Origin of the sequence: Clostridium sp. UBA1056, from assembly GCA_002316385.1 — a bacterium.
Classification (GTDB): domain Bacteria; phylum Bacillota; class Clostridia; order Clostridiales; family Clostridiaceae; genus Clostridium_J.
This window is the reverse complement of record DCDL01000022.1, coordinates 65,686-91,671: the sequence shown is the minus strand read 5'-3', so window position 1 is coordinate 91,671 and position 25,986 is coordinate 65,686. Positions and strand designations below refer to the sequence as shown.

Genomic DNA, 25,986 nt, shown 5'->3' with positions numbered 1-25,986 from the left:
ATTTTAACTCCTAGTCTTGTGACAAATATGTTTCAATCTTTGACTTGTTATTTCTTTTCAAGTGCCTATCTCAAAATATACTTCCCATCTTTGACTTATTATTTATTTTCAGATGCCTAAACAAAATATTAATTTTGCACATATTGTGCTTTTGAGGTGGAAAAGCTTATGGAGAATTTAGAAAGTATAATATCAATTAAAGATCTTAGAATGAACTTTGGAGATAAACGTGTCCTAAATGGAATAAATTTAGAGATACAGAGAGGACAAATAATAGGGTATATAGGAACTAATGGTGCTGGTAAAAGTACAACTATAAAAATAATGCTTGGTATAATAGAAGGCTATACAGGACAGGTAAAAATATTAGGACAAGATATAAGTAATGGAAGTGTGGAGTACAAGAAGAAAATTGGATATGTTCCAGAGCTTGCTGATATATATGAAAATTTAACTGCATTTGAATATATAAGCTTTTTAGGTGGAGTATATGGCATAGATCGAAATACCCTTATTGAAAAAGCAGAAAAGCTTATGAAGTTATTTACAATTGAAGGAGCTATGAACTCAAGAATATCTTCATATTCAAAAGGAATGAAGCAAAAGCTACTAATAATATGTAGTTTAATTCATAATCCAGATATATTATTTTTTGATGAGCCTTTAAGTGGACTAGATGCTAATAGTGTAATGATATTTAAAGAAGTTATGAGTAGACTTGCAAAGGAAGGAAAAACTATATTTTATTCTTCACACATAATGGATGTTGTAGAGAAGGTAAGTGATAGAATTGTACTTATTGATAATGGAACAATAGCTGCAGATGGAAGTTTTGAGGAGCTTAGAAATAGTGAAAAGGAAAGCTCTTTAGAAGAAATATTCAATCAATTAACAGGATTTAATGAACATGGACAGATTGCTAAAGAATTTGTTTCTTTAGTTCAAGAGGTATAGCTATGAAGGAATTTGCGATGTTAAGGCTATTAGATAAATTTAAAGGGTTGTATAAAAAAGCAGGTGTTAATTATGATATTATGCGAATGATTTTGCAAATAAAATTAACTATGGATGGACGCAGAGTAAGTACTGTTTTCACAAATAATAAATCCTTTGAAAATAAAGATAAGAATAGTTATACGTACCTACTTCTTTTTAATGGATTTTTAAGCATTTTTATTGGAATGTTAATGTTAATTGATATGCCAGCTTTAAAAAATATAAATATTATTATAGGTGTAAATTTATTTATGATGGTATCACTTATGATATCAGATTTCTCAGCTGTTTTATTAGATGTAAAGGAAAAAAACATACTATTACCAAAGCCTGTAGATAATAAAACCTTTAATGCTGCAAAGCTTACTCATATATGTATGTATCTACTTGGTATATCTTTGTCCCTTAATTTAATGCCTTTAATTTTTGGAACAGTAAAATATGGAGTTATATTTTTCCCAATATTTTTTATAGAAAATATACTAATAGCTTTATTAGTTATAGTAATAACGGCATTTTTATATACTTTAGTTTTAAAGTTCTTTGATGGAGAAAAGCTAAAGGATATTATAAACTATTTTCAAATATTATTAGCATTTGTATTTACTTTTGGGTACCAGTTATTTAATAGATTTTTTAATATTATAGATAGGACAGCTATTTATGTACCTAAGCTTTGGCATAGTTTAGTTCCATCTATGTGGTTTGCAGCCCCTTTTGGAATATTAATAGATGGAAATAGAAATCCTTTTTTAATATTTTTATCTGTAATGGCAATATTAGCTCCAGTAATACTAATTATCCTTTATGTTATGAAGGTAGTACCTTATTTTGAAAAGAACCTTCAAAAACTAAATGATAATGGGGGAACTATAAGAGGTGGAGATAAAATAAGAAAAGATTTTATAGCAGGAATAATTTGCAAAGATAAAACTGAAAAAAGTATGTTTATATTTACTAAGAATATGATATCTACAGAAAGAAACTTTAAGCTTAAGGTATATCCATCTCTTTCAATGGCTGTATTTCTGCCAGTTTTATTTATTTTTACAGATAGAGAGAAATCATTTATTGAAACTGTTCAAACAAGCTATGGTGGAAAAGTACATTTATTAATGTATTTAACTGTATTAATGCTATGCTTCTGCACTGCTTATATAAATAATAGTGATAATTATAAAGGTGCATTTATATATAAGGTATTACCAATAAAAGATCCGGGAGTAATATTAAAAGGAGCAATAAAAGGAACCTTATTTAAATTAGTTATACCAACTTATTTATTTACGGCTATAGTGTTTTTAATATTAAAGGGACCATCAATAATCTTAGACTTAATTGTAATGTTTTTAGTCCTTTTAATATCATCATTAGTTTATTTTAAACTGTCAAATAAGATGATGCCTTTTAGTGTGAAATTTGCTACAATTGATAGTGAGAAGCTTATAGTCCCAGGGGTGATTACATTAATACTTATTGGGATATTTGCTGCAATACACATAATAATTAGAAATGATATTACCTTTATAGGAGCATTTATGGCAATCCTTTTTGTAATTAATATAATTATTTGGAAGATAAGCTTTAAAATAAGCTGGAAAGATATAGGAATATAATATAGTGGAAGTAATACTAAGGAGAAGCACATTATGTTAGATGATGAGAGATTAGAAAAATATAAAAGTGAATTTACTAGAACTTTAATGGAGGTTTTAGGAAAACTAAATACTTTAGAGGGTGAGTATTACGAAAAAAATGAAGAATTTGATAACTCTTATGAGGGAAATACAATTCCTGAGCATTTAGTTGAAACACATAAAATTATATGGAAAGAATACAAGCTAAAATACAGAGATATACTTAGAGAATATTGTACTGAAAAAGTAAGTGAAGATCCATCCAGTACAGGCAGTATGGGGAAACCTTGTAAATATTATTTCATTGAGAAATATCATGAGTTAAATTTCATAATGAAAACTGAGAAAAAAGCAATTATTGAGATCAATTATGAAGAATGGAAGGGTTCATGTTTTGGAAAGCAATTTACTTTTCATCCAACAGAAAATGGATGGAAAATAAGTTGTGTCAAAGGCCGTTTCGCTAAGGAGGATAGTTGGTCAAGAGATTGGATGTAAAACTTTAATTTACAGGTAAAGAAAATAGCAAACTTTATTTTTGAAAGTTGCTATTTTCTTTATTAATTTATAAGGCATCTTCAAAAAATAAATAGGTCAGAATGCCCGTGTATTTACCATGATACGTCGTTGTCAAAACCCTTACAAAGCGGCATTATGAAAGGATTTTAACTTCTAGTCTCGTGACAAATATGCTNNTTTGACTTGTTATTTATTTTCAGATGCCTAACTTAAATCAAATCATCTAAGCCATTAACAGTAGTTTGTTCATTCTCATTAATAGGAATAACTATACATTTTTGACCATCAATTATTTGAGATTTTATTTGAGGTATTTTTTCAGGTTTTACTTGAAGTATAACGTCATAGTTAGGAGTAACCTTATTATCTTCTGAATTTGTATCTTGAACTTCTTCTAAATTAGTTTCTAAAATTTCTTCTAAATCAGCTTCTAAAGATTCTTCTAAGGTAGTTTCTATAGTCTCCTCTAGAACCACATTATCATCATTAACTTCTGTAGACATGTGAGTTTCATTATCTACAGAGGTTTCTTGTTTAATTTGCTCAAGTTTATTTTGAAGTACTTCTACCTGCTTCTGAAGGCTTTCTTCCCTTTTTCTTTGCTCGTTTACTTTAAGTGTCTTTGCATCAATTAAATTTTCTGCTAAAGGAAGATCATCACCAAAGTTTTCTACATAGGATTTTTCAATCTTAGTAGTAATTTCCTCGGGAACTCCACTTTCTATTAAAAGGTTTTGTATATCTTTCTTTGTTAAGCTTATAGGTTCACAATCTGTATCATCGTACATAGCATTGTATTCATCTATCATGTTATTTAGATTTTCTTGTATTTCCATAAAAGTTTTATCAGCCTTATCATCAGTACTAAAGGAATCTTTAATAATTGATTGGAATGTTTCTTTTTGCACAGTAGCGGTCTGCTTTGAGTAACAACCTAAAGCATTTTCCATTAATTCAGGATGGGTATTCTTTGCATTTTTGGTGTAATACATAATAGAGTTAACATCTGAACTACGATCAATAAAAGCAGGAAACACAAATCCATTAGTTGGGGCATCAACTACCCAGTCTCTAATACGTGCTTTTATCTTGTTTTCTTCTTCAAAGTGTCTAAGACCAGGCTCAGAAAGTGAAACAGGGCATATTGCACATAACACATATTCATATACTTCTTCAGATTCATCTAATTTTAAATTATCCTTGGTTTTAGTAATAACATCATAAGCATCATGAAAAACAAGTATTAAAAAATTACCAGTATAATCATAATTGTTTATAATCAATTCATAAAAATCATCAAGAAGAGCATCATCTTTTAAGTGACTGTTTTTAAGCTGCATAAGAGAAACTTGTCTTTCATTTATATAATCTTCATTAGTTGGAAAGTTAAGTTCTAAAATATTATTTCCAATAGTTCCAGACAGCACCTTTTTAGCAATTTCTAAGTATTTAAAGTATTCATCTTCATCTAAATTTAGAAAGGTTTCTCTAAATTTTAAAATAGTATGTTTTTCTCCATTAACATAGCAACCACATATTTTAGTGAAGGTACATTGATCTTTTTTAAAACGTCTTTTTAACTCAAGTATATCTTTTTTTCTCATATATAAACCTCTCAATTATTTAATAAGGAAACTCATTGTTATATTCATTCCAATGAATAAGTTCGTGTAAACCAAATCAAAGATTTGAACACTAACTTAAGTATAGTATTTTTTTTATATTAATTAAAGATTTTATTAGATTTAAAAGAAAAGCTTTAAATAATTGCTCATAATAGTATATAAAATAAGGGCAAGTTAGTGTTTAACTTGTCCTTATTAATAATTATTTCTTACAATACTTAAAGAATTGATAATTGCATATAACGCCATAAAGGTGGTGGTATTTTTTGCCATGCGAGAGTATCTCCATCAAGTAAATATTTGTAGTGAAATTAATTTAAAATTTAGATATTATATTTTTAGAAGGTAAGGAGTTAGAAAAAGTGAAGGAGTAGTTAAAATTGACTGGCTCACTTAACCTAATTGTTCTGATACCAATTCTGCAAGAGTTTTGATTGCATATTCTATTTCCTTAGGAGAGGCATAAGAATATGAAATTCTTATATGGTGATTGGAGTGAAATTCATACAAATATCCAGGAAAAACAAGTATTTTTTTACTTAAGGCTTTTACGAAAAACTCATGCATGGAGATACCTTCATTCAGCTTAAGCCAAATGAAATACCCTCCAGCTGGAATATTCCAGGTGGCCATGCCAATAAAATACTTTTTTAATGCTCCAATAGTAACATCTCTTCGAATCCTTACATTTTTTCTCATTATATCGTTATGCTGATAATACAGACCGCTTGAAAAAAGTTCTGCAGTTACATTTTGAGAAAGCGAGCTAGATCCATAATCCGTTTGCATTTTTATATCCGCTAGTCTTTCAATAACTTTTTCTGGTCCTACAATCCATCCAATCCTAAGACCAGGGCATAGATTCTTTGATATGCCTCCCGTATATAATACAAGCCCGTTTTTATCAAATGCCTTTAGTGGTGGTGGCGGCTGTTCATCAAACCAAAGCTCTCTGTATACGTCATCTTCGATAATAGGCAATCGTTCTATATCACAGGCATTTATAAGCATTTTTCTTCTCTCAAGTGACATTACGTTACCTGTAGGATTTTGAAAGGTAGGTATTGAAAACAGCATAGATCCTTTTCTTCGCTGATGACGGTTAATCAATTCTTTTACATCAATGCCTTCTTCATCAAGTTGTATTCCAGAGAGTTGTAATCCAAAGGATTGAAAAGTTCTCAGAGAATAGAGGTATGATGGCTTCTCTAAATAAACTACTGAGTTTGTGTTCAAAAGTCCAAGGGAAATAAGCTGAAGTGCCTGCAATACTCCGGAAGTAATCAAAACTGAGTCAGGCTCAGCCTCAATGCCCAATGTTTTAAGATATGCACATATCTCTCTTCTTAAATAAAGTGCTCCTTTTGGTTCTTCGTAACCTAAGGGTTTCATAGATTTAGATAGTTTTTCCAATGTTTTCTGAATCATTTCGTTAGGAATTAACTCAGGAGACGGTTCACAAGACCCCATTTTGATAATATCTGGTTGGAATTCAGCCACATTAATCTGTTGTATTATTCTTTGATTGGCCTGATGTACTCCTGAGGAGATATACGGATTCCAGTTGTGGGAATGATGAATAGACATTAATGTCCATGTATTGTTTATTACCCTCGTACCACCTCCTGCATTTCCATTTAAAAGACCCTCAGCAGTTAGTTCTTCTATTGCAGCTACAACGGTACTTCTATTAACGCCAAAGATTTCAGAAAGTGTCCTTTGACTGGGTAATTTAAAATCTACTGGCCATTCTCCACTGGCTATTTTATCCTTCATGTATCTAACGATTTGTATATGCAACTGAGTGGAATCATTTCTGTCAGGTTTCCAATTTATATTAAACATAATTATACCTCCAGATGATATTATTATTAATATATCATTTGGTTGGTTAAAAAACAACCAAGAATGGTTGGAGACTTTTCATTGCTTTTAAAATATAATTACGTTAATAAATTTATAATTTTAGAAGGAAGTGATAAGTGTTGATTCCAATAAGAGTTCTCGGTGACGATGATATTAGAAGGATTCTCGATATTAAGAATACGGTAGCATGCGTAGTAAATGATAAAGATGTTCTTTGAAAATTAAATAATGCGGTATTTACACTATATGTTATAATTTTAGGTAAAATAAATGTTAATTATATTTTTTATATAAGGAGGAATTAAAATGGAATATTTTCATGTTGATGTTTTTAGCAATGAAATTTTATCTGGCAATGGATTAACTGTTGTTTTTTGTAATGAGGAATTAGAAGATAATCTTATGTTGAAATTAACACAAGAGTTTAAGCAATTTGAAACAATTTTTGTGAGAAGAATAGATGATAGTATATTTAATGCAAGAATTTTTACAGTAGATGAAGAATTGGATTTTGCGGGGCATCCTATTTTGGGAGCAGCTGCTACTATTCATAGTCATATTTTTAGAAATGAAGAAGATATAGCAATTACATTTCAATTAAATCGAAAAACAATTGTAGTTAATTCAAAAAAGATAGAAGAGTATTATGAAGTACAAATGAATCAAGGAAAAGCGGAATTCCTCTGTGAAGTTTCAAAAGAGAAGAGAAATAAATATGTACATGCATTGAACTTGTCAGAAGAGAATTTAAGCGAAGAATTTCCTATGGAAGTTGTATCAACAGGATTACCATACTTATTAGTACCATTAACTTCAGGAATAGAGAATTCAAAAATAGTTAGTTCTAAATTTGAAGAAATGTTAAAAGAAGTAGGTGCTAAATTTGCTTATATATTTGATGTGAATTATATAGAAGGACGGACCTGGGATAATCAAGGAAACGTTGAGGATGTTGCAACAGGAAGTGCAGCTGGACCATTAGGTGCATATTTATATAAGCATAATATTTTTAATGTAGGTCATGAGATTATAATAAATCAAGGAAGATTTGTCGGCAGGCCTAGTAAAATTAAGGTTTCTATGAGCATTTCTAAAAAAGAAATATTAGTGTCTGGAGAGGTAGCTATTTTGGCAAAGGGAACTATTTTACTATAATAATAAACGTAAAAAATCGCATTATTTAAGAGATTGAATTTGCGATTTTTTATTGCGCAATCCAAACAAAATACTAAGAAATAACTTGTTAGACAATGGAAATAGTATAAAAAGAAAGGAAGTGAGGGTTTGGTACTTACAATACACTCTCTCACTAAAGATAAAATATGAAAATAAAAGCATTTACATTAAACTCATTTGCAAAATCTAATGAGGGAGGAAATCCAGCAGCAGTTGTTTTTGATGCTGATAATCTCTCAGAAAATGACATGAAAAAGATTGCAGGTATAATTGGTTTTAGTGAGACTGCCTATGTAATGAAGTCGGACTTGGCAGATTTCAAGGTAAGATTTTTTACCCCTGCGGAAGAAGTTGATCTTTGTGGACATGCTACAGTGGGAGTTTATTACTTACTATTGAGTCTAGGGCAAATAAAGCCAGGGATGTATACACAGGAAACTAAGGCAGGAATTTTACATGTAGAGGTAAAAGAAGACATGACAATCATAATGAATCAGGCTCTTCCAATTTTTTACGATACAATTTGTAAAGAAGAAATTGCAGATTCCTTGAATATTTCTGTAGCTCAAATGGATGCAAATTTCCCAGTACAAATTGTATCTACAGGTTTAAAAGACATTATTGTTCCTATTAAAGATTTAAGTATTCTAAGCAGCATTAAACCAGACTTTGAAAAGGTAGCAGAAATCAGCAGGAAATATAATACTGTTGGTTATCATATGTTCACTCTTCAATCACTTAATGGTTCAGATGCTCACTGTAGAAATTTGGCACCTCTTTACGGAATACCTGAAGAGTCTGCAACTGGTACATCCAATGGTGCTCTTGCCTGTTATCTGTTTAAATATGATAAAATCAACCTTGAGAATACTGAATGTATAGTTATTGAACAAGGGTACTCAATGGAAAAACCTTCAGAAATAATTGTTTCCTTAGCGGTTCAAGATAAAGAGGTTGTTGAAGTGATGGTAGGAGGAAAAGCATTAAACTTATCTGAAATTGAAGTTGAAATATAACTGCCACTAAGTGGATCTGTTACTAGCTCAAAATATTTTATACCTTTACTAATAGTACATATCCATCTTTATTTATTCTTATCGTTATTTTAAAAATGAATTAAGACCTATATGTTATCCAATTATAAAAAGGCGATAACATGTAGGTCTTAACTTTTACACAAGTTGCTATCTATGTCTTAATATTATCTATTGTTTTAATTTCAAATTAAAAATTATTTTTGAAAAATTAAATATATATATTTATAAAATATAGTGTTCCTCTAGGAGGTTTAATCATAGTTGTATCAAGGGTTTAAACGGGGTGGAATATTGGAAGTGTGGAAGTCAAGAAGTTAGGAATATGGGAAGGAGTATGGAGAAAAAATGCAAGACAAATAGTTGATAACCACTCATTATATTATAAATTATTAATGGCAATGGTTGCCTTTTACATAAAATTATCCTCTCTATTTTATAAAGGGGTAGTGCTAGCATTTCCGACAAAACCCACCTTAAGACATAAAATGGAAAAATATCTTATAATTCACCCACTTTTTAAAACAGTAATTTATAGCACATAATGGTATAATTTACTTATAAAGTATTGCAAAATAGTAGGAAAGTGTGAGTTAGTTACTTATTGAATTAACATATAAATAGGAATTTGACAATGATATTATTTTGAGTAAAGAACAGTTATATTATTTAACAATTCAGTTATAGAAGCAAAAATAAAAAGGGGGAAGAGATTGTGAAAATTAAAGCAGATATACTACATGACTATATAGAGGGTAAATCTATTAATAGGTATAAAGAAGAGTGGTTTTTTAAATATGATGGTCATATGTTTGTAGAACCATCATATGAAAGTGAGCATAGGGAATCAGTAAGACGAATTTTTGAACAAATTAAAAGAGGGTTAAAAGAATTTACTCCATGCAATGTTGAGATATGGGATAAGTTATTTCCTAACTGGAAAGAAATCATAAATGATGTTTCTATAAACCTTATAGTTGGATATCCAGAACCTTTCGATGCAACAGTCTTAAGAGCACCTGATGGTAAGCGTAATGTTGTTCTAGATTTAGGACAATGGAGTAAATATGAAGGGAAATGTGATATTGTAAGTGTGGTACATAACTTACTAACTCATGAACTATGTCATGTATGTATAGGCGAAGTTATAAAAGATATTGATGACGATACTGAAAGTAGTAATTACTTAACAAACTTAGATGCAAACACTTTTCACGAGGCATTTGCACACCTAATATCATTTGAAGATAAAGATATCAATGAAGTTGAGTGGGATAATGAAGAATGGCTGGAAGCAAAGGATAACTGCAGGAAAAGAATGAATGAAGCTTTGAGAGAAACAGATGTAAGCAAGCAAAGTGAGTTCTTGTATGATGCTATTTGTGGAAAATATAAAGAGAAATATGCAGCTATGGCTGGAATGTTCTATCTTGTAGATTGTTGGATGACAAAAAGTATATCAGGATTAGAAGAAGAATTTAGAAAAGGATATCATGGATTTGCACAAAAAACATTGAAGGGATATAATAGTAAAATCATTTCACAATTTTAAAATTTCACGAGCATGGTAAATTCCAATCTATTTAAGAATGTAATATGAACACATTAGATTATTGTTCATCAACAAGAGCTTAATGCTCTTGTTTTTATCTTGTGTAAAAGTACCAAAAACGGTCGTTTTTCAAATCAAAGATTTGGACACTAACTTAAGTATAGTATTTTTTTATATTAATTAAAGATTTCATTAGATGAACTTAAAGCATATGATATGCAAGTAATAATCATACATATAAAGGAAAAAAGATAATAAAGCTTTATAGAAATACGTTAGGATTATAAACATGAGAAGACGTAAAATATTAATTTTAGTTATTTTGAATTATAGAGATTAATAGTCATAGTAAAAATAATCCCGCCTAATTATTAGACAGGATAAAAGTTTGTTACTGTAGCTTTTAAGGTACTCTTTCCATTATTAGAATATACATGTTGATTAGAGGGAGAGAAGCATATAGAATCATTAGGATTTAATTTATAAATTTTATTGTTTACTTCTAGTGTTAATTCGCCTTCTAACACCATAATATACTCTTGTGATTTTTCAGAATGACCCAATGATGTATATGAGTGACCTTCATCAAGCTCAATTTGGAAAAGTTCAAAATTACGGTATGGTGTACTAGTGTAGTAACAATATACCCTATAATGACCTTCATCATTTAGCTGCACTTCAATATCACTCTTTTTTGTAATATAAGTTTCCTCCTCTTTTTGTTCTAGGAGCGAGGTATAAGGAACCTTTAGTCCATTTGCTATTTTCCATAAAGTATTTATAGTTGGATTAGTACTACCTTTTTCAATTTGAGATAGCATGACTTTACTTATATCAGATAATTCAGCAAGCTGACCTAAACTTAAATTTCGTTCAGTACGAAGCCTCTTTAAGTTTTCTGAAATGATAAGATTTATATTCATTTAAGGGGTAACCTCCTATAAGTGTATTGACAATTATAATTAACAAAAGTAAAATAAGATTAACATTAAATATATTTAACGTTCGTAAATTATTATATCTTAATTATTTAAAGTATACAAGAAGAATGAAAGAATCTTATTATCACATGGAAGGATAGCATGCTAAAGTATTTAGGCATCTTCAAAAAATNNTTATTTATTCTCAGATGCCTTAACTAAAAAATTATTCTAATATTATATGGTTTAATTCTTAAAGGAGGGTATTATTATGATAACAAGACAAGAAGCATTGAATTTGCTTAATGAATATAATAAAGAGGCATTTCATATACAACATGCCTTGACAGTTGAAGGAACGATGAAGTATTTTGCAGAAAAACTTGGATATGAAGACGAGGCTGAGTTTTGGGCTATGGTTGGATTACTTCATGATTTAGATTTTGAAATGTACCCAGAAGAGCACTGTACTAAAACTCAAGAAATTATGAGAGCAAGAGGAATTGATGAAAGATTAATAAGGGCTGCAGCTAGCCATGGATATGGTCTTTGCGTAGGAGATCAACCTAAGCCGGAGCATGACATGGAAAAAGTATTGTTTGCCGTAGATGAACTTACAGGACTGATTGGAGCAGCAGCACGAATGCGTCCATCTAAAAGTGTTATGGATATGGAGCTTTCGAGTCTTAAGAAAAAATTTAAGGATAAGAAGTTTGCAGCGGGATGTTCACGAGATGTAATTAGGCAAGGAGCAGATATGCTCCAATGGGAATTAGCTAAGTTATTTGAAGAAACAATTTTAGCTATGCGTTCATGCGAGGAATATGTTAATAATGAAATGGAGACCTATAATATCTAGAAAAGACTTATAGCTACTATTATATAAATATAAAATAACTTCATTTTAAAATAGTCCATATGTCAAGGACATTTTGAAAAAGACTATGTAGCTAAAAGCTGATTTCTATATTGGATAGGAGTCAGCTTTTTCAAATTCCACTGACATCTGAAATTATTATAGTAATACATATATTTATTTATCATAGGTTGTAATTCTTCAAATGTATCGCAACCTTTATAGTCAATTTAATCTTTCATATGATCAAAGAAAGACTCCTGCGGAACATTATCCCAACAGTTGCTATGTCTTGACATGGATTGACCTAATTTATATTTCTTCAGAAGTTTTTGAAAACGAGGACTAGTATAATGAACCCCTTGATCTGAGCGAATAAATGCTTGTGGATGCAATAAATTACTATTATTCTGCATTAATGTTTCAATTAGCTTGGATATTATATCATCTAACTGTTGAGACAACATATATACATCAAGCCTATAGAGCAGGAAATAAAATACTCTAATAGGCTATAAGCGATTTTTCCCACCCCAAGAACACATCATATCTAAAATAGGTATGAGTGATTTTCCACGCTCTGACAAGCTATATTCAACTTTTGGTGGAATTTGAGGATATTCTTTGCGTATTATTAATTGGTCATCTTCCATTTCTTTAAGTGTTTTACTTAAGGTTTTAAATGAGATTGTGCCAATAGAATGTTGAAGCTCATTAAATCTCATAACTGACTTATATTCAGCAAGCCAATACATGATAATCATTTTATATTTACCATTTATAAGTGATAATGTATATCCAAAATCAGTATCGATTACATTTATACCAGTTTCACTGCAGCTATCTATAGACATTTTACACTTCCCTTCTGGTTAGTATATAACCTAAATGTGCGTACTTTACTGATATTGTATTATAAATTATGCTTAAATTGTTGTCAACAATATCAATTTAAGAAAGGATGAATAAACTATGAAAAAAAATATTTTAGTATTAAATGGTAGCCCGAGAGTTGGAGGCAATAGTGATTTATTAGCTGATGCGTTTATAAAAGGAGCAACTAAAGCAGGACATGAAGTAGTTAAATGTGATGTTGGTAGAAAAAATATCAAGGGATGTATAGCTTGCAATACTTGCTACAGTAAAGGAACACCTTGCTCTTTCGATGATGACTTTAATAATATTGTTCCCCTTATAGAAAAAGCAGATGTGATTGTTTTCGCAACACCGCTGTATTGGTATTCGTTTTCGTCTCAACTTAAGGCAGCAATTGATAAAATGTATTCATTTATAATTGGAGAAAAGAAACTAAATATAAAAGAGAGTATGCTTCTGGTTTGTGGAGAAGAAAATAATGAATCTGCCTTTGAAGGTATTATTACCACATATAAGCTGATTTGCTCTTATCAAAAATGGACAGATAGAGGTCAGTTAGTTGTTCCAGGAGTACTCAATAAAGGAGATATATTATCTACTGACTATCTTGTTCGTGCAGAAAATATAGGCAGAAATATTTGATAAATAATAATAAAGGAAAATCCTCAGATAATGGTGGTTATCCTTCTTCTATTTTGTTTGCTATTAAAATATAGTAGATTAGGGTTATTACAGAAATAAACACAGATTGAAACGTATTAATTGGTGGTATATACTATAAATGTAAATTTAATATTGACTCTCACATGGTGTTAGGCATTATTCTAAAGATGTCATTCGAATGGCAGTAATTTATAGGAGTTGATTTTATGTTCAAGATTGGAGATTTCTCTAAGTTGACTAGGGTATCCGTACGTATGCTTAGATATTATGATGAAGTTGGGCTTTTTAAGCCTGCTAAAATTGATGACTTCACAGGCTATAGATATTATTCAGCAAAACAGATTTCAGATATTAACCTAATAGTATCATTGAGAGATATGAGCTTTAACGTAGCTGATATAGCAATATTTATGAAGGAAAAGTCTGATGAAAAGCTAGAAGATATTTTAAAAGTCAAAAGTGAAGAAATTAAGAATAATATAAGAGCTGAGGAAATAAGACTTGAAAAAATCAACTCCGCCATTAAGGATATGAAAAAGGAGAGGGTTAATATGAGTTACAATGTTACATTAAAATCAATACCTAGTTACAAGGTTATTTCTTTGAGAGATTCTATACCATCCTATAATGCAGAAGGCATGCTTTGGGAAAGGCTTGGCAAATACACTATATCAAAAAACGTTCCTTGCAACACCATTGCCTATGCTACTTATCACGATGAGGGCCATAAAGAAGGTGAAGTTGATGTAGAGGTAGTAATGGGTGTTGACAAACTTATGGAGAATGAAAATGAGTTTATATTTAAGGAAACTGAAGTAGTGGAGCAGGCTGCTAGTATATTAGTTCCAGGAGATTATTCTAATTTAGCGCCAGCATATAATTTTTTAGGAAATTGGATTGAGAAAAATGGATATAGTATAGTTGGAAATCCACGCCAAGTTGCTATAAAAGGACCTTGGAATGAAAGGAATACAGAGGATTATTTGAGTGAAATACAGATACCAGTAAAAAAATAATGGGCTTATAAAAATGGCTGTACATGATGACTTAGCTATCATTATGTGCAGCCATTTTATTTAGATTGGAAAAAACTTAGTAGTCTTTATACTTAGAAAAACACAGATAAATAAACCCAAAAGCTATAATGGTAACAATATACAAATTATGTTATAAATAGCTATCACGTTGGTATTTGTGATATAATTGTATCTATAAATTAGCATGAATGGAGAATTTATTCTATGAATAACTACAATATACTTATCATAGATGACCAACGAGAGACTGTTGAATTGATGGAAATGTATCTAAAGAATGAATGGTATAATGTTTTTAAGGCTCTTAATGGAGCTGATGGAATTAACTTGATTAAAAATCATAGGATTCATTTAATATTACTTGATATTATGATGCTGGAAATTGATGGCATGAAGATTTATAGAAAAATTAGAAATGCCTTAAGTATTCCGATAATTCGGACAAGTACTAAAGTACAGGGCATGGATAAAATACTTGACTTAAGTATTGGTGCTTATGATTACATGACAAAACCTTTTAATCCAATGGAATTAATTACAAGAGTTAAATCTCAATTACGTCGATCTTTCTATTTTAATGAAACCTTAAAGGCCCAGAAAGACGAAAAACATTTTGAGTCTAATAATACAGTAATGGTACATATGTGGAGATTGAGAGAAAAAATCGAAGAAGGCCCTAAAAATCCAAAATTCATTGAAATGGTTTGGGGGGGAGGATATAAAATTGAAAAATAAATTCAATACAACAAGTTTTAAATCTATACTTTCATTCTTCATAAGTATTTTGTTGTCTTGTCTGTGTATTTTCTTTCTAGGTATTTTATTTCTGGGTATTTCATTTTTAGTGGCTTCAAGTAATAAAACCTTTGCAAATTTTTTTCATGAAAATATTATCACTTTTATCATATTACTTTTTACATTATTTATTGCTCTTATTATTATATTCTTCCTTATAATTACAAGAGAAAAAGAGCATTATCTTGAAGATATTACAGACACTATAGAACATGTTTCAAAAGATAATCTTGATATAGATATTACTTGCCAATCCTATTCTCATCATAAGAATGGATGAATAGGAATTTGTAGTTGATTATTATGCTAAAAGCATTTTGATAAATAATTGAAGAAACGGTGATGTATGATGAAAAAAATATATTTAGATGTAACAAATCATAGAAGGGAAAAAATCAAATAATCCTTCGCAAATTATGGAGGTAACAAGTGGAAATTAAAGCGATTACATCACTTGATAGTGAATGGGAAAAGGTTATAAGTTATGCTGAGAATTGTTCTTGGAGTGCTGGAAAAAACTTGTCCCTATTAATGAAAAAAGAAATGTTTACAGAATGGGAAAGAGTGCTTATTGCAATTGAAAATGGTGAAATTGCAGGTTATTGTACTATTTCAAAAACAGATTGTATTCCTAATGTAGAATATACGCCTTATATTGGCTTTATGTTTGTAGGAGAGGCGTATAGAGGTCATAGGCTAAGTCAAAAACTTATCCAAAATGCTATGAAATATCTTAAAGGCTTGGGATTTGAGAAAACATATTTAGTAAGTGACTATATAAATCTATATGAAAAATATGGTTTTTATGTAATTGATAAAAAATTGGCTCCTTGGGGAGACGAAGAAAAAATATATATTCAGAGGTTATAGATAAAATTTGATTTATCTCAACCATAAATTCCATTTATAATAGAAATGTAATATCTGATTAGAATTTATTTAATTCAAGCTTTTAATTATTTTTATAGAAATGAGGAATTTAGTTGAATATACATAAAGATATAACAAGTCAGTTTTCTACACTCGTTGAATACACACAAAAAATAAATGATTTAAACGGTGGATCTGCAACTGCGTTAGTTGTTATACATAAAGATAGAATTATTACAGAATATTATAGCGGATTTCATTCTCATGATAGAACTGCTAGGCCTATTCAAGTAGATTCACAATTTAACATTGCATCTGCACGAAAGAGTTATATTGGATTTGCAGTTGCTCTTGCGGTATATCAAGGAAAAATTTCTTCTATAGATGACTTGGTTATAAATTATATACCTGAACTTGACTCAAAAGTGATGGAAAAAACTACGATACGCCATTTGCTCACTCATACTCATGGAATAGAGCGAAATGAGAAGGGCTATCTTTTTAGAGAATTTTCATGCGGAACAAATTGGGCTTATCGAGGAGAGAATATATTAATGCTTTGTGAAATTGTTAGGAGGACAACTAAGAAAACCGTTTCACAAATTATTAATGAATGTATATGTTGTCCTTTAGGCTTAAAGGAGACAGCGTGGAAAACTGATTGGAGTGAACAGTTAGTTTATTCAATAGTGGACAAGAATAAAGAATCTAAGAGTTATCTTGAACCAACAGCAAATGGCGACTTACATAATATGTTTGTTTCAGCAAGAGAATTTGCTTATTGGGGATATCTTCACTTGAAACAAGGAATGATTGAGGGAAAGCAAGTAGCCCCTAAGGAAGTTTTTAAAATGGCATCATCAGTACAAAGCCCAGAAATGGAAAATAAGGATTTTCCTCAAAATGGATTCCTTTGGTTTACAAAGAGTTTGCCTGCAAAATATACTGAAATAGGTGCTTCAGTACCTGTTGGATCATATCAAATTGTAGGAGTGAGAGGTGCTTTGCTACTTGTAATACCATCTCATGAACTAGTTATAGCACGTATGTATAACAAACAATATAATTTTAGTGGAACTGAAGGTTATTTATATTATTTGAGGGAGTTTGGTGACAAAGTTATGGAATGCCTAAATAAGTAAGTAACTTAAAATAAGAAAGGTGTGGTTTAATGGAAGTCAATAAGATTTTTAGAAGTTTCATAACTTGCTCCTGCAAAGACTACAATGAAACAAAACAGCAATGCTTTGTCAGGAGCCTAATTTAATGAATTGCATATAAATAAATGTTAAACAACTTAGGTTCTTGTAACACATTAAATGAGTTTTAGGGTAGTTTTTGCATCAAATCTATTAAAATAGAGGAGGGCAAGAATTTGAAATATATTAATGCAAATAATGTGTTACCAGAGGATATGATAAAAGTCATACAAGAATATGTTGATGGAGAATTTCTTTATATACCAAGAAAAGATGGTAAGCAGAAAGCTTGGGGAGAAAAAAGTGGTATAAAAGATGTGTTAAAAGATAGAAATAATGAAATTTTTCAAAAGTATAATGAGGGTGTGACTGTCAGAAAGTTATCACTAATTATTACTTATCAGAGCAGAGTATAAGACGTATAATAGGTGAACAGAACAGATTATGTTTATAATTAATACATAACTGTTTATGAAATTGAAGGTTTATTTAAAGTCATGATATGATTTATTTAGAGAGTTTTATAAGTAAACTTTATCTGATTTTAAATAGACATTATAAATTGAATTTTAAATTATATAATGTCCTATTTTGAATCAGCATGCTAGTTAAAGTAATAATTAGCATGCTATTTATTTTACAATTATATTATAAGATAGGGGATGAGGGGTATGGAAGTAAAGGTAGTTTTAGCAAATGAAGAAAATGCAAATATCATAAAAAATATTTATCCATTATATTTGCATGATTTATCAGAGGTTTATGGAAATTTACCTAATGAGTATGGAATCTATGAAGATGAGCCTATAAAAACATTAGCTGAACAATATGATGTTCAGAATGATTGGTTTCAGAAGCCAAATGAGCTTTTCCCATTTATTATAATGGTGGATGGAAAGCCTGCAGGGTTTGATTTAGTGTCAACTGGTAAATATGCACCTAAAGGAATGGATTATTATGTTTTTGAGTTTTTTTTATTAAGGCCATATAGGGGAAAAGATATTGCATCCATTGCAGCCAAGCAGGTATTCGATAAATTTAAAGGTAAATGGGGATTATATGTGGCAGCAAAAGAAATCGGGACAAATCTAAGGGCAGAAAAATTTTGGAGAAAAACTGTTAGTGATTATACAAAAGATAACTTTAAAGAAAAGCATGGATCAACCTTTGATGGATATAAACTAATATTTACATTTAATAATGCTTGATTGTTAAGGTATCCTTTTTGTATAAATAATAATAATAATAAGTGCTTCATAAAAATCTTTACATGCATTAATAAGAATTTTGAAATGGTTATTTAGATTCAGTTGTTAAATTAACTCATTGTGCTAGTTAATTTACTGGCACAACGAGTTAAATTATTAAAAGAATAATTAATTATTTATTCTTTTAATAATTATAGAAAGTTTTTTCAATCCCTCTTCCATATCTTGATTTGATGCATAAGAGTAAGAAAGACGGATACAATTATTTTTCTTAAAACTATATATATCACCAGGATTAATTAATACATTCTCTTTAAGTGCTTGATCAAAAACCTTTTCTATAGATAAAGGTTTATTTAATTTCAACCATATATAGAAACCGCCTTTAGGAATATTCCAAGTTGCAATATCAGAAAAATATAAATCAAGTAAATGAAGCATAAAAGAACATCTTTCTTTTAGTTGTTTTCTAAGTGTTTGAATATGCATATCGTATAGTCCACTATGAAACCATTCATTCATTATCCATTGGGATAATGAACTTGCACCATAGTCAGTTTGCATTTTTATGTCTCCAAGACGCTCTACAATAGATTCAGGACCTACTATCCATCCAATTCTAAAGCCTGGTGCTAGTGATTTAGATACGCTTCCCATGTAAAGAACATTTCCAGTATTATCTATTGCTTTAATTGGAAGGGGAGGAGCCTCATCAAAATATAATTCCCTATAAACATCATCCTCAATAATTGGAAGTTGATTTGATTTACACCATCTAAGCAATTCACTTCGTCTATTCTCACTCATAGTAATTCCTGTTGGATTATGAAATGTAGGAATTGTATATAATATAGATTTTCCCTTTTTCAATATAGTATCGTCTATCATCCAGGGCATTAGACCATCTTTATCCATAGGAACATTTCTCATTGTAATACCTGAAAAGTCAAAAACTCTCAATGATTTAATATATGATGGTTCTTCTACGAGGACAACAGAATTTGGTCCTAGTATACTAAGGGAAATAAGTTGCAGAGCTTGAAGTGATCCTGATACTATTAAAACTTGTGATGGTTCTACCTGTAAATTAAATTTTTTAAGATATTTACATAATTCAACTCTAAGTTCATATAGGCCAAGTGGACCTAAATAATTATAAGAAACATTTCGATCAGATACTCTTTTAAGAACATCAGCCATCATATTATGAGGAAAGTGGGCTGGTGACATTTCTCCTGTTCCAAGACGAATTATTGGTTCAATAAATTCGAATTTATACATAGCTTGTATTATTGGATTATTGGGTCTATGTATTCCATGTTCTATATAATTTTTCCAATCGGGTGTACTGCTGTCAATAAGAAGTGACCATGTATTATTTACTATAGTTGTACCTTTACCAAAGGATGAGTCAATAATGCCAAGTGATGCCAGTTCAGATAGAGCTTCAACTATTGTGCTTCTGTTTACTTCAAATAGCTCGGCCATTTTACGTTGAGAGGGCAGCTTTTGACCAACTAACCAATCACCTTTTGCAATCCGTTCTTTAAGATATCCAATTATTTGCCTTGTTAAAGTAATATCTGAGTTCTTATCGGGTTTCCAATTTATTATTACAGTTTCATTAAATTTGGTACTCATAATTTGCTCCTTTTGCTAACTTGGATGGATATTATATTTTCTTTGGTTGGATATTTTATAGTCATTATATTGTATTATTATAATAAATTCAAGAAAGGAATGATTATAGTATGAAATTAAGAGATTTTAAATTAGAAGTATTTTTTGGAAAGCATGAGTTTTCAGCACCATATTTACTTACGCAATCAGATTGTGCTTCTATGAGTATGAAAGAATTACTTGCTTATGAACCAGGTGCTGAAGAAGAATTTTTAAATGGAGGGCTTGGATATACTGAAGTGGCTGGAAGTCCATATCTTAGAGAGGTTATATCTAGTTTATATTCTACAATTACACCTGAAGAAATAGTTGTACATGCAGGAGCTCAAGAGCCAATATTCAATTTTGCGAACGTGCTATTGGAAAAAGGTGATCATGTAATATGTCAGTTCCCTATTTATCAGTCATCATTTGAAGTTCCAAATTCAATAGGTTGTGAAGTTTCAAAATGGTCATTGGAACAAGGTGAGAATGGTTGGACAATTGATATAGATAAATTAGAAGATATGATAAAACCAAACACTAAACTTATCTGCTTGAATAGCCCAAATAATCCAACTGGTTATACTTTGAAAAAAGAAGAAATAGAAAAGATAGTTGAGATAGCAAGAAGATATGATTTATATGTTTTCTGCGATGAAGTTTATAAAGGTGTAGAATTAGATGGAGAAAAGCGTCCATGGTTTGCAGACTGTTATGAAAAAGGAATTTCTCTTGGTGTTATGTCTAAGGCATATGGTTTAGCAGGATTAAGACTTGGCTGGATTGCCACAAAAGATCATGAAATTATTGAGAAAATGAAAAAAATGAAGCATTATACAAGTATTTGTACAAGTGCACCATCTGAATATCTTTCTATGGTCGCACTTAAACATAGTGATGAAATCCTTAACAAAAATAGAAGTGTAATCGAATCAAACCTTAAAATAGCTGATGAGTTCTTTAGTAAATATTCAGATCTTTTTGAATATAACAGACCAATGGCAGGACCAGTAGCTTTTCATAAGATGAATATAGAAATGCCAATTCATGATTTCTGTGAAACACTTGTTGCAGAAAAAGGTGTACTTTTATTACCATCAAGTATTTATGGATTTAAAGGACAATATTTCAGAATGGGATATGGTAGAGATAATTTTGAAGAAAGCCTTAAGAAGTTCGAAGAATATTTGATTGAAAAAAAATACGTGTAGGTGATTAAATGGAGACATTGCTTTTATCAAAACAAGATGTAGGCATGCTTATCAACATGAAAGATGCAATAGCTTCTGTTGAACAAGCGTATAAAGACTACTGTAGTAATATGGTTATTCAGCCACCTATTGTATCAATAGAAGATGAAGAAAACAATGGAGAACTTGATATAAAGACATGCTATTCGAAATCTAATCAATTCATAAGCATAAAAAGTGCATCTGGATATTGGGACAACCCAAAAGTTTATAATTTGCCAACTATGCTCGCAACAATTATGTTACTTGATGGGAAAACCGGTTATCCGTTATGTATAATGGATGGAAGTTTGATTACTGGATACAGGACAGGTGCTGCTGGTGGATTATCTGCTCGTCTTTTATCAAGAAAGAATTCTAAGAAAGTGGCTATTATTGGAGCTGGAAATCAAGCTCGTCTGCAACTCAAAGCTATATGCGAAGTTTTGAATATTGAATCTGTAAAAGTTTGGGACACTAATACTGAATTGCTAGCAGCATATAAAGAAGAAATCTCTAAATCACTTAATTTATTAGTTGAAACATGTGAAACTGCAAAAGATGCTGTTATTGATGCTGATATCATTGTAACGACGACACCAAGCAAAAATATGATTGTCAAAGATGAATGGATAAAGGAAGGTACTCATATTATTGCCATAGGTGCTGATATGGCTGGTAAACAGGAGTTAGATACAAAGATATTTAGACGTGCTAAAATTTATGTTGATTCAATATCTCAATGTGTAGAACGTGGTGAGACAAGAAATTCGATTATGTCTGGAGACATAAAAACCTCGGATATATACGCTGAGTTAGGAGAAGTTTTGCTTGAACGTAAGCAAGCAAGGGATAATGACACCCAGGTCACAATTTTTGATGCCACAGGAATGGGTATTCAGGATAATACTTTGGCAGATTTGATATATAACAAAGCATTATCTATGGGTATTGGATCTAAAATAGAGCTGTTGTAACAATAGTTATCCCCCACATCAGCTTTCCAATACCCGTATATGATATTTTTTATAAAATTTGTTATTAATAATATTAATATTTAAGAAAGGTAGGTTTGAGGAGAAGATGCTCCATGACATCTTCTCAGAAGAATGAAAATGAAAATTAAAGCTTTTACTTTAAACTCATTTGCAAAATCCATCGAGGGTGGAAATCCGGCAGCAGTTGTTTTTGATGCTGACCAACTATCCGAAGCTGATATGAAAAAAATTGCTGAAAAAATCGGTTTTAGCGAGACTGCCTTTATAATGAATTCAAATTTAGCGGATTTTAAAGTACGCTTTTTTACTCCAGCAGAAGAGGTAGACCTTTGCGGACATGCAACTGTAGGCGCATTTTACATGCTATTAAGTAAAAAACGTATTACGCCAGGACACTATAGACAGGAAACAAAGGCAGGCATTCTTAACGTATATGTTAAGGAAGATATGTCAATTATTATGAATCAGTCACTTCCGACTTTTTTTGAGACATTAGACAGAGAAGAAATTGCAGATTCATTGAATATCTCTGTAGCTCAAATGGATGCAAATTTCCCAGCACAAATCGTATCTACAGGTTTAAAAGACATTATTGTTCCTATTAAAGATTTAAGTATTCTAAGCAGCATTAAACCTGATTTTGAAAAGGTAGCCGCAATCAGCAAAAAATATGATGTTGTAGGGTATCATCTGTTTACACTTGAATCGTTACATAATTCCAATGCTCACACTAGAAATCTTGCACCTCTTTATGGCATACCTGAAGAGTCTGCGACTGGTACTTCAAATGGAGCACTAGCTTGCTATATGCTAAAATATGGTGCATTAAGTCAAGAAAATATGGATAATGTTATAATTGAACAAGGTTATTCTATGGATGAACCTTCAGAGATATTGGTATCACTATCAACTCTAGGAGATAAGATTGAAGAAGTCAGGGTAGGTGGAAAAGCATTAAATATTTCTGAAATAGAAGTTGAAATTTAGTTTCGCAAAAACTGATGGTTGCAACTGTTGTGATAAAACACAGAACCAAATTGATTTAGGCGATATTAAAATTTCAGACATGTAATGCCAAGCTATGAGAAGTGCTTTTAGGTAATAAAGAAGAAATAAGAAATCCTTCTGAAATTATTATCTTTAATTTAACTGGTATTAGCATTCAAGATAATACTTTGGCAGCTTTGATATATAACAAAGCATTATCTATGGGTATTGGATCTAAGATAAAGTTGCTGTAACAATAGCCATCCCCCACATCAGCTTTCCAATACCCGTACATAATATTTTTGATAAAATTTGTTATTAATAATATTAATTTTAAATAACATATTTAAGGGGCTTTCACAAAATAGATAACTATATTTTATGAAAGCTCAATCTAAAAAGCTGAAATCAATTTAAGATTTCAGCTTTTTAGATTGATCATATTTAAGAATATATAGTCTTTTTTAAAATAAAAAAGGGCTTTCACAAAATATATTACNNCTTATATAAAATATTGAAGATGCACTTTAATATTATTGTTAGCGAAGCCTATTTGTTTCTCTAGGAAATTATATCTTGTAATAATAAATATTATATAATTAGACATACACTTAAAATAATGATATAATCCAAAAGAATATTTAAGAGTTAAATAGCATATGGAATGATATGGAAGGAAGTGTAGTATGAAAATATCATTTAAATTATTGAGTTTATCAATTTGTATTGTAATAATGGCGGCATTATTTGTAGGATGTAGTAAAGATTCTTCTAAAGAAATAAGCTTTTTTAATTATGGCGAAAATATAGATGAAGAAACTGTAAAAGAATTTGAGAAGCAATATGGTATAAAAGTTAATATTGAAACTTTTGATGATATGGAAACAATGTATCAAAAGATTAGTAAAGGTGGAGTAAAATATGATGTTATTTTAGTATCTGATGCTTTAATGCCAAGGATGATTAAAAATAATCTTGTTCAAGAACTAAATAAAGATAATATACCTAATATATCTCAAATGGATGAAGATTACTTAAATCTAGAAATAGATCCAGATAATAAGTATTCAGTTCCTTATATGTTTGGAACAGTAGGACTTATTTATAATAAAGATGTAGTAACAGAAGAAGTAGATAGTTGGGATATATTATGGAATGAAAAATATAAAGATAAAATTTTTATGTTTGATACTTATAGAGATACAATAGGAGTAGCTTTAAAGAAGCTTGGATATTCTTTAAATTCAACTAATCCAAAGGAAGTTGAAGAAGCTAAAGAATTACTATTAAATCAAAGAAATTTAGTAAATCCGATATATGGTGTTGATAACGGAACTGTAATGATTCCAGCAGGAGAATCTGATATAAATATGATTTGGTCTGGAGAGGGATTAAATCTTCAAGATGAGTATCCTAATTTAGTTTATGTAGTACCTAAGGAAGGGGCAAACTTCTGGATTGACAGCTTATGCATACCTTATAATGCTGAAAATGTTGAAGGAGCTGAAAAGTTCATAAACTTTGTAAGTGATAAGGAAAGTGCATTAAGAATAGCTGATGAAATAGGATATACAACTCCAAATAGAGAAGCAAGACTCGAACAACCAGAGGAAATTAGAAATAATCCTAATGCATATATGCCTAAAGAAATAATGGACAGATGTGAAATCTATGCAGATTTCCCTAGTGATGTTAAAAAATTATATGATGAAGCTTGGATAAAAATAAAATCAAGTAATTAATATTATTCTATAAATATTATATACGATTATTAAAATTAAATTTTTAAAATAAAAAGGAGTGTCGCAAAATAACTGAATAAGTTATGTAGCGCTGCTCCTTTTTATTTAATAAATAAAGATAACCGAAGGTTTTAGTATTTTTCACATTCAAAACTTTCGGCTGTTTATTCTTAGATGCACTTTAAAAAGCCTGTAACTTTAAGGATTTTTCTAAATTTAAATTCAAAACCCCAAAAAACTTAAAATGCTATATCTCACCAAATATGAAAAGAATTAATATTGGGCACTTTAGTGAAAAAGATACAAAAGAGCAAAATTAATAAAGGAGTTTTAGAGGTAATTAGCTCCTTAATTGATTTAGATGAAGTGAGTTAATTTTCTTGTAAAGTGGTTTTATAAGTCATTAAAGTTGATTTTTTATTTTTAATTTATATACAAATATATAAGGAAAACTTAGGAAAATAGAGGCTAGTAAATCTTGAGTAAAATAATCATATTATATTTAATAAAAAAGTAGTTGAAAATAATTCTCAATTAGG

General features: G+C 30.2%; 25 protein-coding genes and 2 pseudogenes. 21 read left to right on the top strand and 6 right to left on the bottom strand.

Annotated features, from left to right (window positions below; genetic code table 11):
- Positions 1-168: 168 nt before the first annotated feature.
- The 3 genes from B3W71_RS06445 to B3W71_RS06435 are packed head-to-tail and all read left to right on the top strand — an operon-like array spanning position 169 to position 3,131.
- Complete coding sequence (locus B3W71_RS06445) at positions 169-954, top strand: ABC transporter ATP-binding protein (protein ID WP_346888119.1); 786 nt, start codon at positions 169-171, stop codon at positions 952-954.
- Between the two features lie 2 nt (positions 955-956).
- A complete protein-coding gene (locus B3W71_RS06440; RefSeq protein ID WP_346888118.1) occupies positions 957-2,612 on the top strand; it encodes a hypothetical protein in 1,656 nt (551 codons plus the stop codon).
- A 33-nt stretch (positions 2,613-2,645) separates the two neighbouring features.
- A complete protein-coding gene (locus B3W71_RS06435) occupies positions 2,646-3,131 on the top strand; it encodes a hypothetical protein (protein WP_346888117.1) in 486 nt (161 codons plus the stop codon).
- A gap of 230 nt (positions 3,132-3,361) precedes the next feature.
- Here the strand turns inward: B3W71_RS06435 and B3W71_RS06430 are convergent, their stop codons facing one another.
- Together B3W71_RS06430 and B3W71_RS06425 are read right to left on the bottom strand one after the other, a co-directional pair.
- Positions 3,362-4,756, bottom strand: coding sequence for a DUF4317 domain-containing protein (locus tag B3W71_RS06430; RefSeq protein WP_346888116.1), 1,395 nt, complete (start codon positions 4,754-4,756; stop codon positions 3,362-3,364).
- Between the two features lie 414 nt (positions 4,757-5,170).
- Complete coding sequence (locus B3W71_RS06425; RefSeq protein ID WP_346888115.1) at positions 5,171-6,577, bottom strand: PLP-dependent aminotransferase family protein; 1,407 nt, start codon at positions 6,575-6,577, stop codon at positions 5,171-5,173.
- Positions 6,578-6,949: 372 nt separating this feature from the next.
- On the opposite strand from B3W71_RS06425, the gene B3W71_RS06420 reads away from it, so the two are divergent.
- The 4 genes from B3W71_RS06420 to B3W71_RS06405 all read left to right on the top strand — a co-directional run bounded on the left by B3W71_RS06420 (position 6,950) and on the right by B3W71_RS06405 (position 10,405).
- On the top strand, positions 6,950-7,798 hold the full coding sequence (locus tag B3W71_RS06420) for a PhzF family phenazine biosynthesis protein (protein ID WP_346888114.1): 849 nt from the start codon (positions 6,950-6,952) through the stop codon (positions 7,796-7,798).
- A 167-nt stretch (positions 7,799-7,965) separates the two neighbouring features.
- A complete protein-coding gene (locus B3W71_RS06415) occupies positions 7,966-8,835 on the top strand; it encodes a PhzF family phenazine biosynthesis protein (RefSeq protein ID WP_346888113.1) in 870 nt (289 codons plus the stop codon).
- Between the two features lie 320 nt (positions 8,836-9,155).
- Positions 9,156-9,398 (top strand): hypothetical protein, encoded by a 243-nt coding sequence (locus tag B3W71_RS06410; RefSeq protein ID WP_346888112.1) that lies wholly within the window; start codon positions 9,156-9,158, stop codon positions 9,396-9,398.
- Positions 9,399-9,568: 170 nt separating this feature from the next.
- Positions 9,569-10,405, top strand: coding sequence for a DUF5700 domain-containing putative Zn-dependent protease (locus B3W71_RS06405; RefSeq protein ID WP_346888111.1), 837 nt, complete (start codon positions 9,569-9,571; stop codon positions 10,403-10,405).
- Positions 10,406-10,776: 371 nt separating this feature from the next.
- Here B3W71_RS06405 and B3W71_RS06400 read toward each other — a convergent pair whose 3' ends face one another.
- The gene (locus tag B3W71_RS06400) at positions 10,777-11,328 is read right to left on the bottom strand and encodes an XRE family transcriptional regulator (protein WP_346888110.1); all 552 of its coding nucleotides are present in this window, start codon (positions 11,326-11,328) and stop codon (positions 10,777-10,779) included.
- A gap of 268 nt (positions 11,329-11,596) precedes the next feature.
- Here B3W71_RS06400 and B3W71_RS06395 point away from each other — a divergent pair, with 268 nt between their 5' ends.
- The gene (locus B3W71_RS06395; RefSeq protein WP_346888109.1) at positions 11,597-12,184 is read left to right on the top strand and encodes a hydrolase; all 588 of its coding nucleotides are present in this window, start codon (positions 11,597-11,599) and stop codon (positions 12,182-12,184) included.
- An 83-nt stretch (positions 12,185-12,267) separates the two neighbouring features.
- Here the strand turns inward: B3W71_RS06395 and B3W71_RS06390 are convergent.
- Positions 12,268-12,651, bottom strand: a pseudogene (locus tag B3W71_RS06390) (IS3 family transposase); the annotation flags it as partial.
- A gap of 42 nt (positions 12,652-12,693) precedes the next feature.
- Positions 12,694-13,035, bottom strand: coding sequence for a helix-turn-helix domain-containing protein (locus tag B3W71_RS06385; RefSeq protein WP_346888108.1), 342 nt, complete (start codon positions 13,033-13,035; stop codon positions 12,694-12,696).
- 118 nt (positions 13,036-13,153) lie between these two features.
- Here B3W71_RS06385 and B3W71_RS06380 point away from each other — a divergent pair, with 118 nt between their 5' ends.
- The 8 genes and pseudogenes from B3W71_RS06380 to B3W71_RS06345 all read left to right on the top strand — a co-directional run bounded on the left by B3W71_RS06380 (position 13,154) and on the right by B3W71_RS06345 (position 18,829).
- Positions 13,154-13,699 (top strand): flavodoxin family protein, encoded by a 546-nt coding sequence (locus B3W71_RS06380; protein ID WP_346888107.1) that lies wholly within the window; start codon positions 13,154-13,156, stop codon positions 13,697-13,699.
- Positions 13,700-13,926: 227 nt separating this feature from the next.
- On the top strand, positions 13,927-14,736 hold the full coding sequence (locus B3W71_RS06375) for a MerR family transcriptional regulator (protein ID WP_346888106.1): 810 nt from the start codon (positions 13,927-13,929) through the stop codon (positions 14,734-14,736).
- Between the two features lie 225 nt (positions 14,737-14,961).
- The gene (locus B3W71_RS06370) at positions 14,962-15,492 is read left to right on the top strand and encodes a response regulator transcription factor (protein WP_346888105.1); all 531 of its coding nucleotides are present in this window, start codon (positions 14,962-14,964) and stop codon (positions 15,490-15,492) included.
- Positions 15,482-15,832 (top strand): hypothetical protein, encoded by a 351-nt coding sequence (locus B3W71_RS06365; protein ID WP_346888104.1) that lies wholly within the window; start codon positions 15,482-15,484, stop codon positions 15,830-15,832. Before B3W71_RS06370 ends, B3W71_RS06365 begins: the two co-directional genes overlap by 11 nt.
- A gap of 149 nt (positions 15,833-15,981) precedes the next feature.
- Complete coding sequence (locus B3W71_RS06360) at positions 15,982-16,422, top strand: GNAT family N-acetyltransferase (RefSeq protein WP_346888103.1); 441 nt, start codon at positions 15,982-15,984, stop codon at positions 16,420-16,422.
- A 113-nt stretch (positions 16,423-16,535) separates the two neighbouring features.
- Positions 16,536-17,564: a serine hydrolase domain-containing protein gene (locus tag B3W71_RS06355; protein ID WP_346888102.1), complete on the top strand. Its 1,029-nt coding sequence runs from the start codon at positions 16,536-16,538 to the stop codon at positions 17,562-17,564.
- A 233-nt stretch (positions 17,565-17,797) separates the two neighbouring features.
- Positions 17,798-18,075, top strand: a pseudogene (locus B3W71_RS06350) (CD3324 family protein).
- Between the two features lie 217 nt (positions 18,076-18,292).
- Positions 18,293-18,829 (top strand): GNAT family N-acetyltransferase, encoded by a 537-nt coding sequence (locus B3W71_RS06345; RefSeq protein ID WP_346888101.1) that lies wholly within the window; start codon positions 18,293-18,295, stop codon positions 18,827-18,829.
- A gap of 168 nt (positions 18,830-18,997) precedes the next feature.
- Here B3W71_RS06345 and B3W71_RS06340 read toward each other — a convergent pair whose 3' ends face one another.
- The gene (locus B3W71_RS06340) at positions 18,998-20,470 is read right to left on the bottom strand and encodes a PLP-dependent aminotransferase family protein (protein ID WP_346888100.1); all 1,473 of its coding nucleotides are present in this window, start codon (positions 20,468-20,470) and stop codon (positions 18,998-19,000) included.
- A gap of 110 nt (positions 20,471-20,580) precedes the next feature.
- Between B3W71_RS06340 and B3W71_RS06335 the strand changes: the two genes are divergently transcribed.
- The 5 genes from B3W71_RS06335 to B3W71_RS06320 all read left to right on the top strand — a co-directional run bounded on the left by B3W71_RS06335 (position 20,581) and on the right by B3W71_RS06320 (position 25,447).
- Positions 20,581-21,702, top strand: a complete 1,122-nt coding sequence (locus B3W71_RS06335) for an aminotransferase class I/II-fold pyridoxal phosphate-dependent enzyme (RefSeq protein ID WP_346888099.1) — start codon at positions 20,581-20,583, stop codon at positions 21,700-21,702.
- An 8-nt stretch (positions 21,703-21,710) separates the two neighbouring features.
- Entirely contained in the window at positions 21,711-22,697 is a 987-nt protein-coding gene (locus B3W71_RS06330) for an ornithine cyclodeaminase family protein (RefSeq protein ID WP_346888098.1), read from the top strand.
- A gap of 138 nt (positions 22,698-22,835) precedes the next feature.
- Complete coding sequence (locus B3W71_RS06325) at positions 22,836-23,705, top strand: PhzF family phenazine biosynthesis protein (protein WP_346888097.1); 870 nt, start codon at positions 22,836-22,838, stop codon at positions 23,703-23,705.
- 101 nt (positions 23,706-23,806) lie between these two features.
- Positions 23,807-23,959, top strand: coding sequence for a hypothetical protein (locus B3W71_RS19260; protein WP_414631991.1), 153 nt, complete (start codon positions 23,807-23,809; stop codon positions 23,957-23,959).
- Between the two features lie 432 nt (positions 23,960-24,391).
- Complete coding sequence (locus B3W71_RS06320) at positions 24,392-25,447, top strand: spermidine/putrescine ABC transporter substrate-binding protein (protein WP_346888096.1); 1,056 nt, start codon at positions 24,392-24,394, stop codon at positions 25,445-25,447.
- Positions 25,448-25,986: the final 539 nt, after the last annotated feature.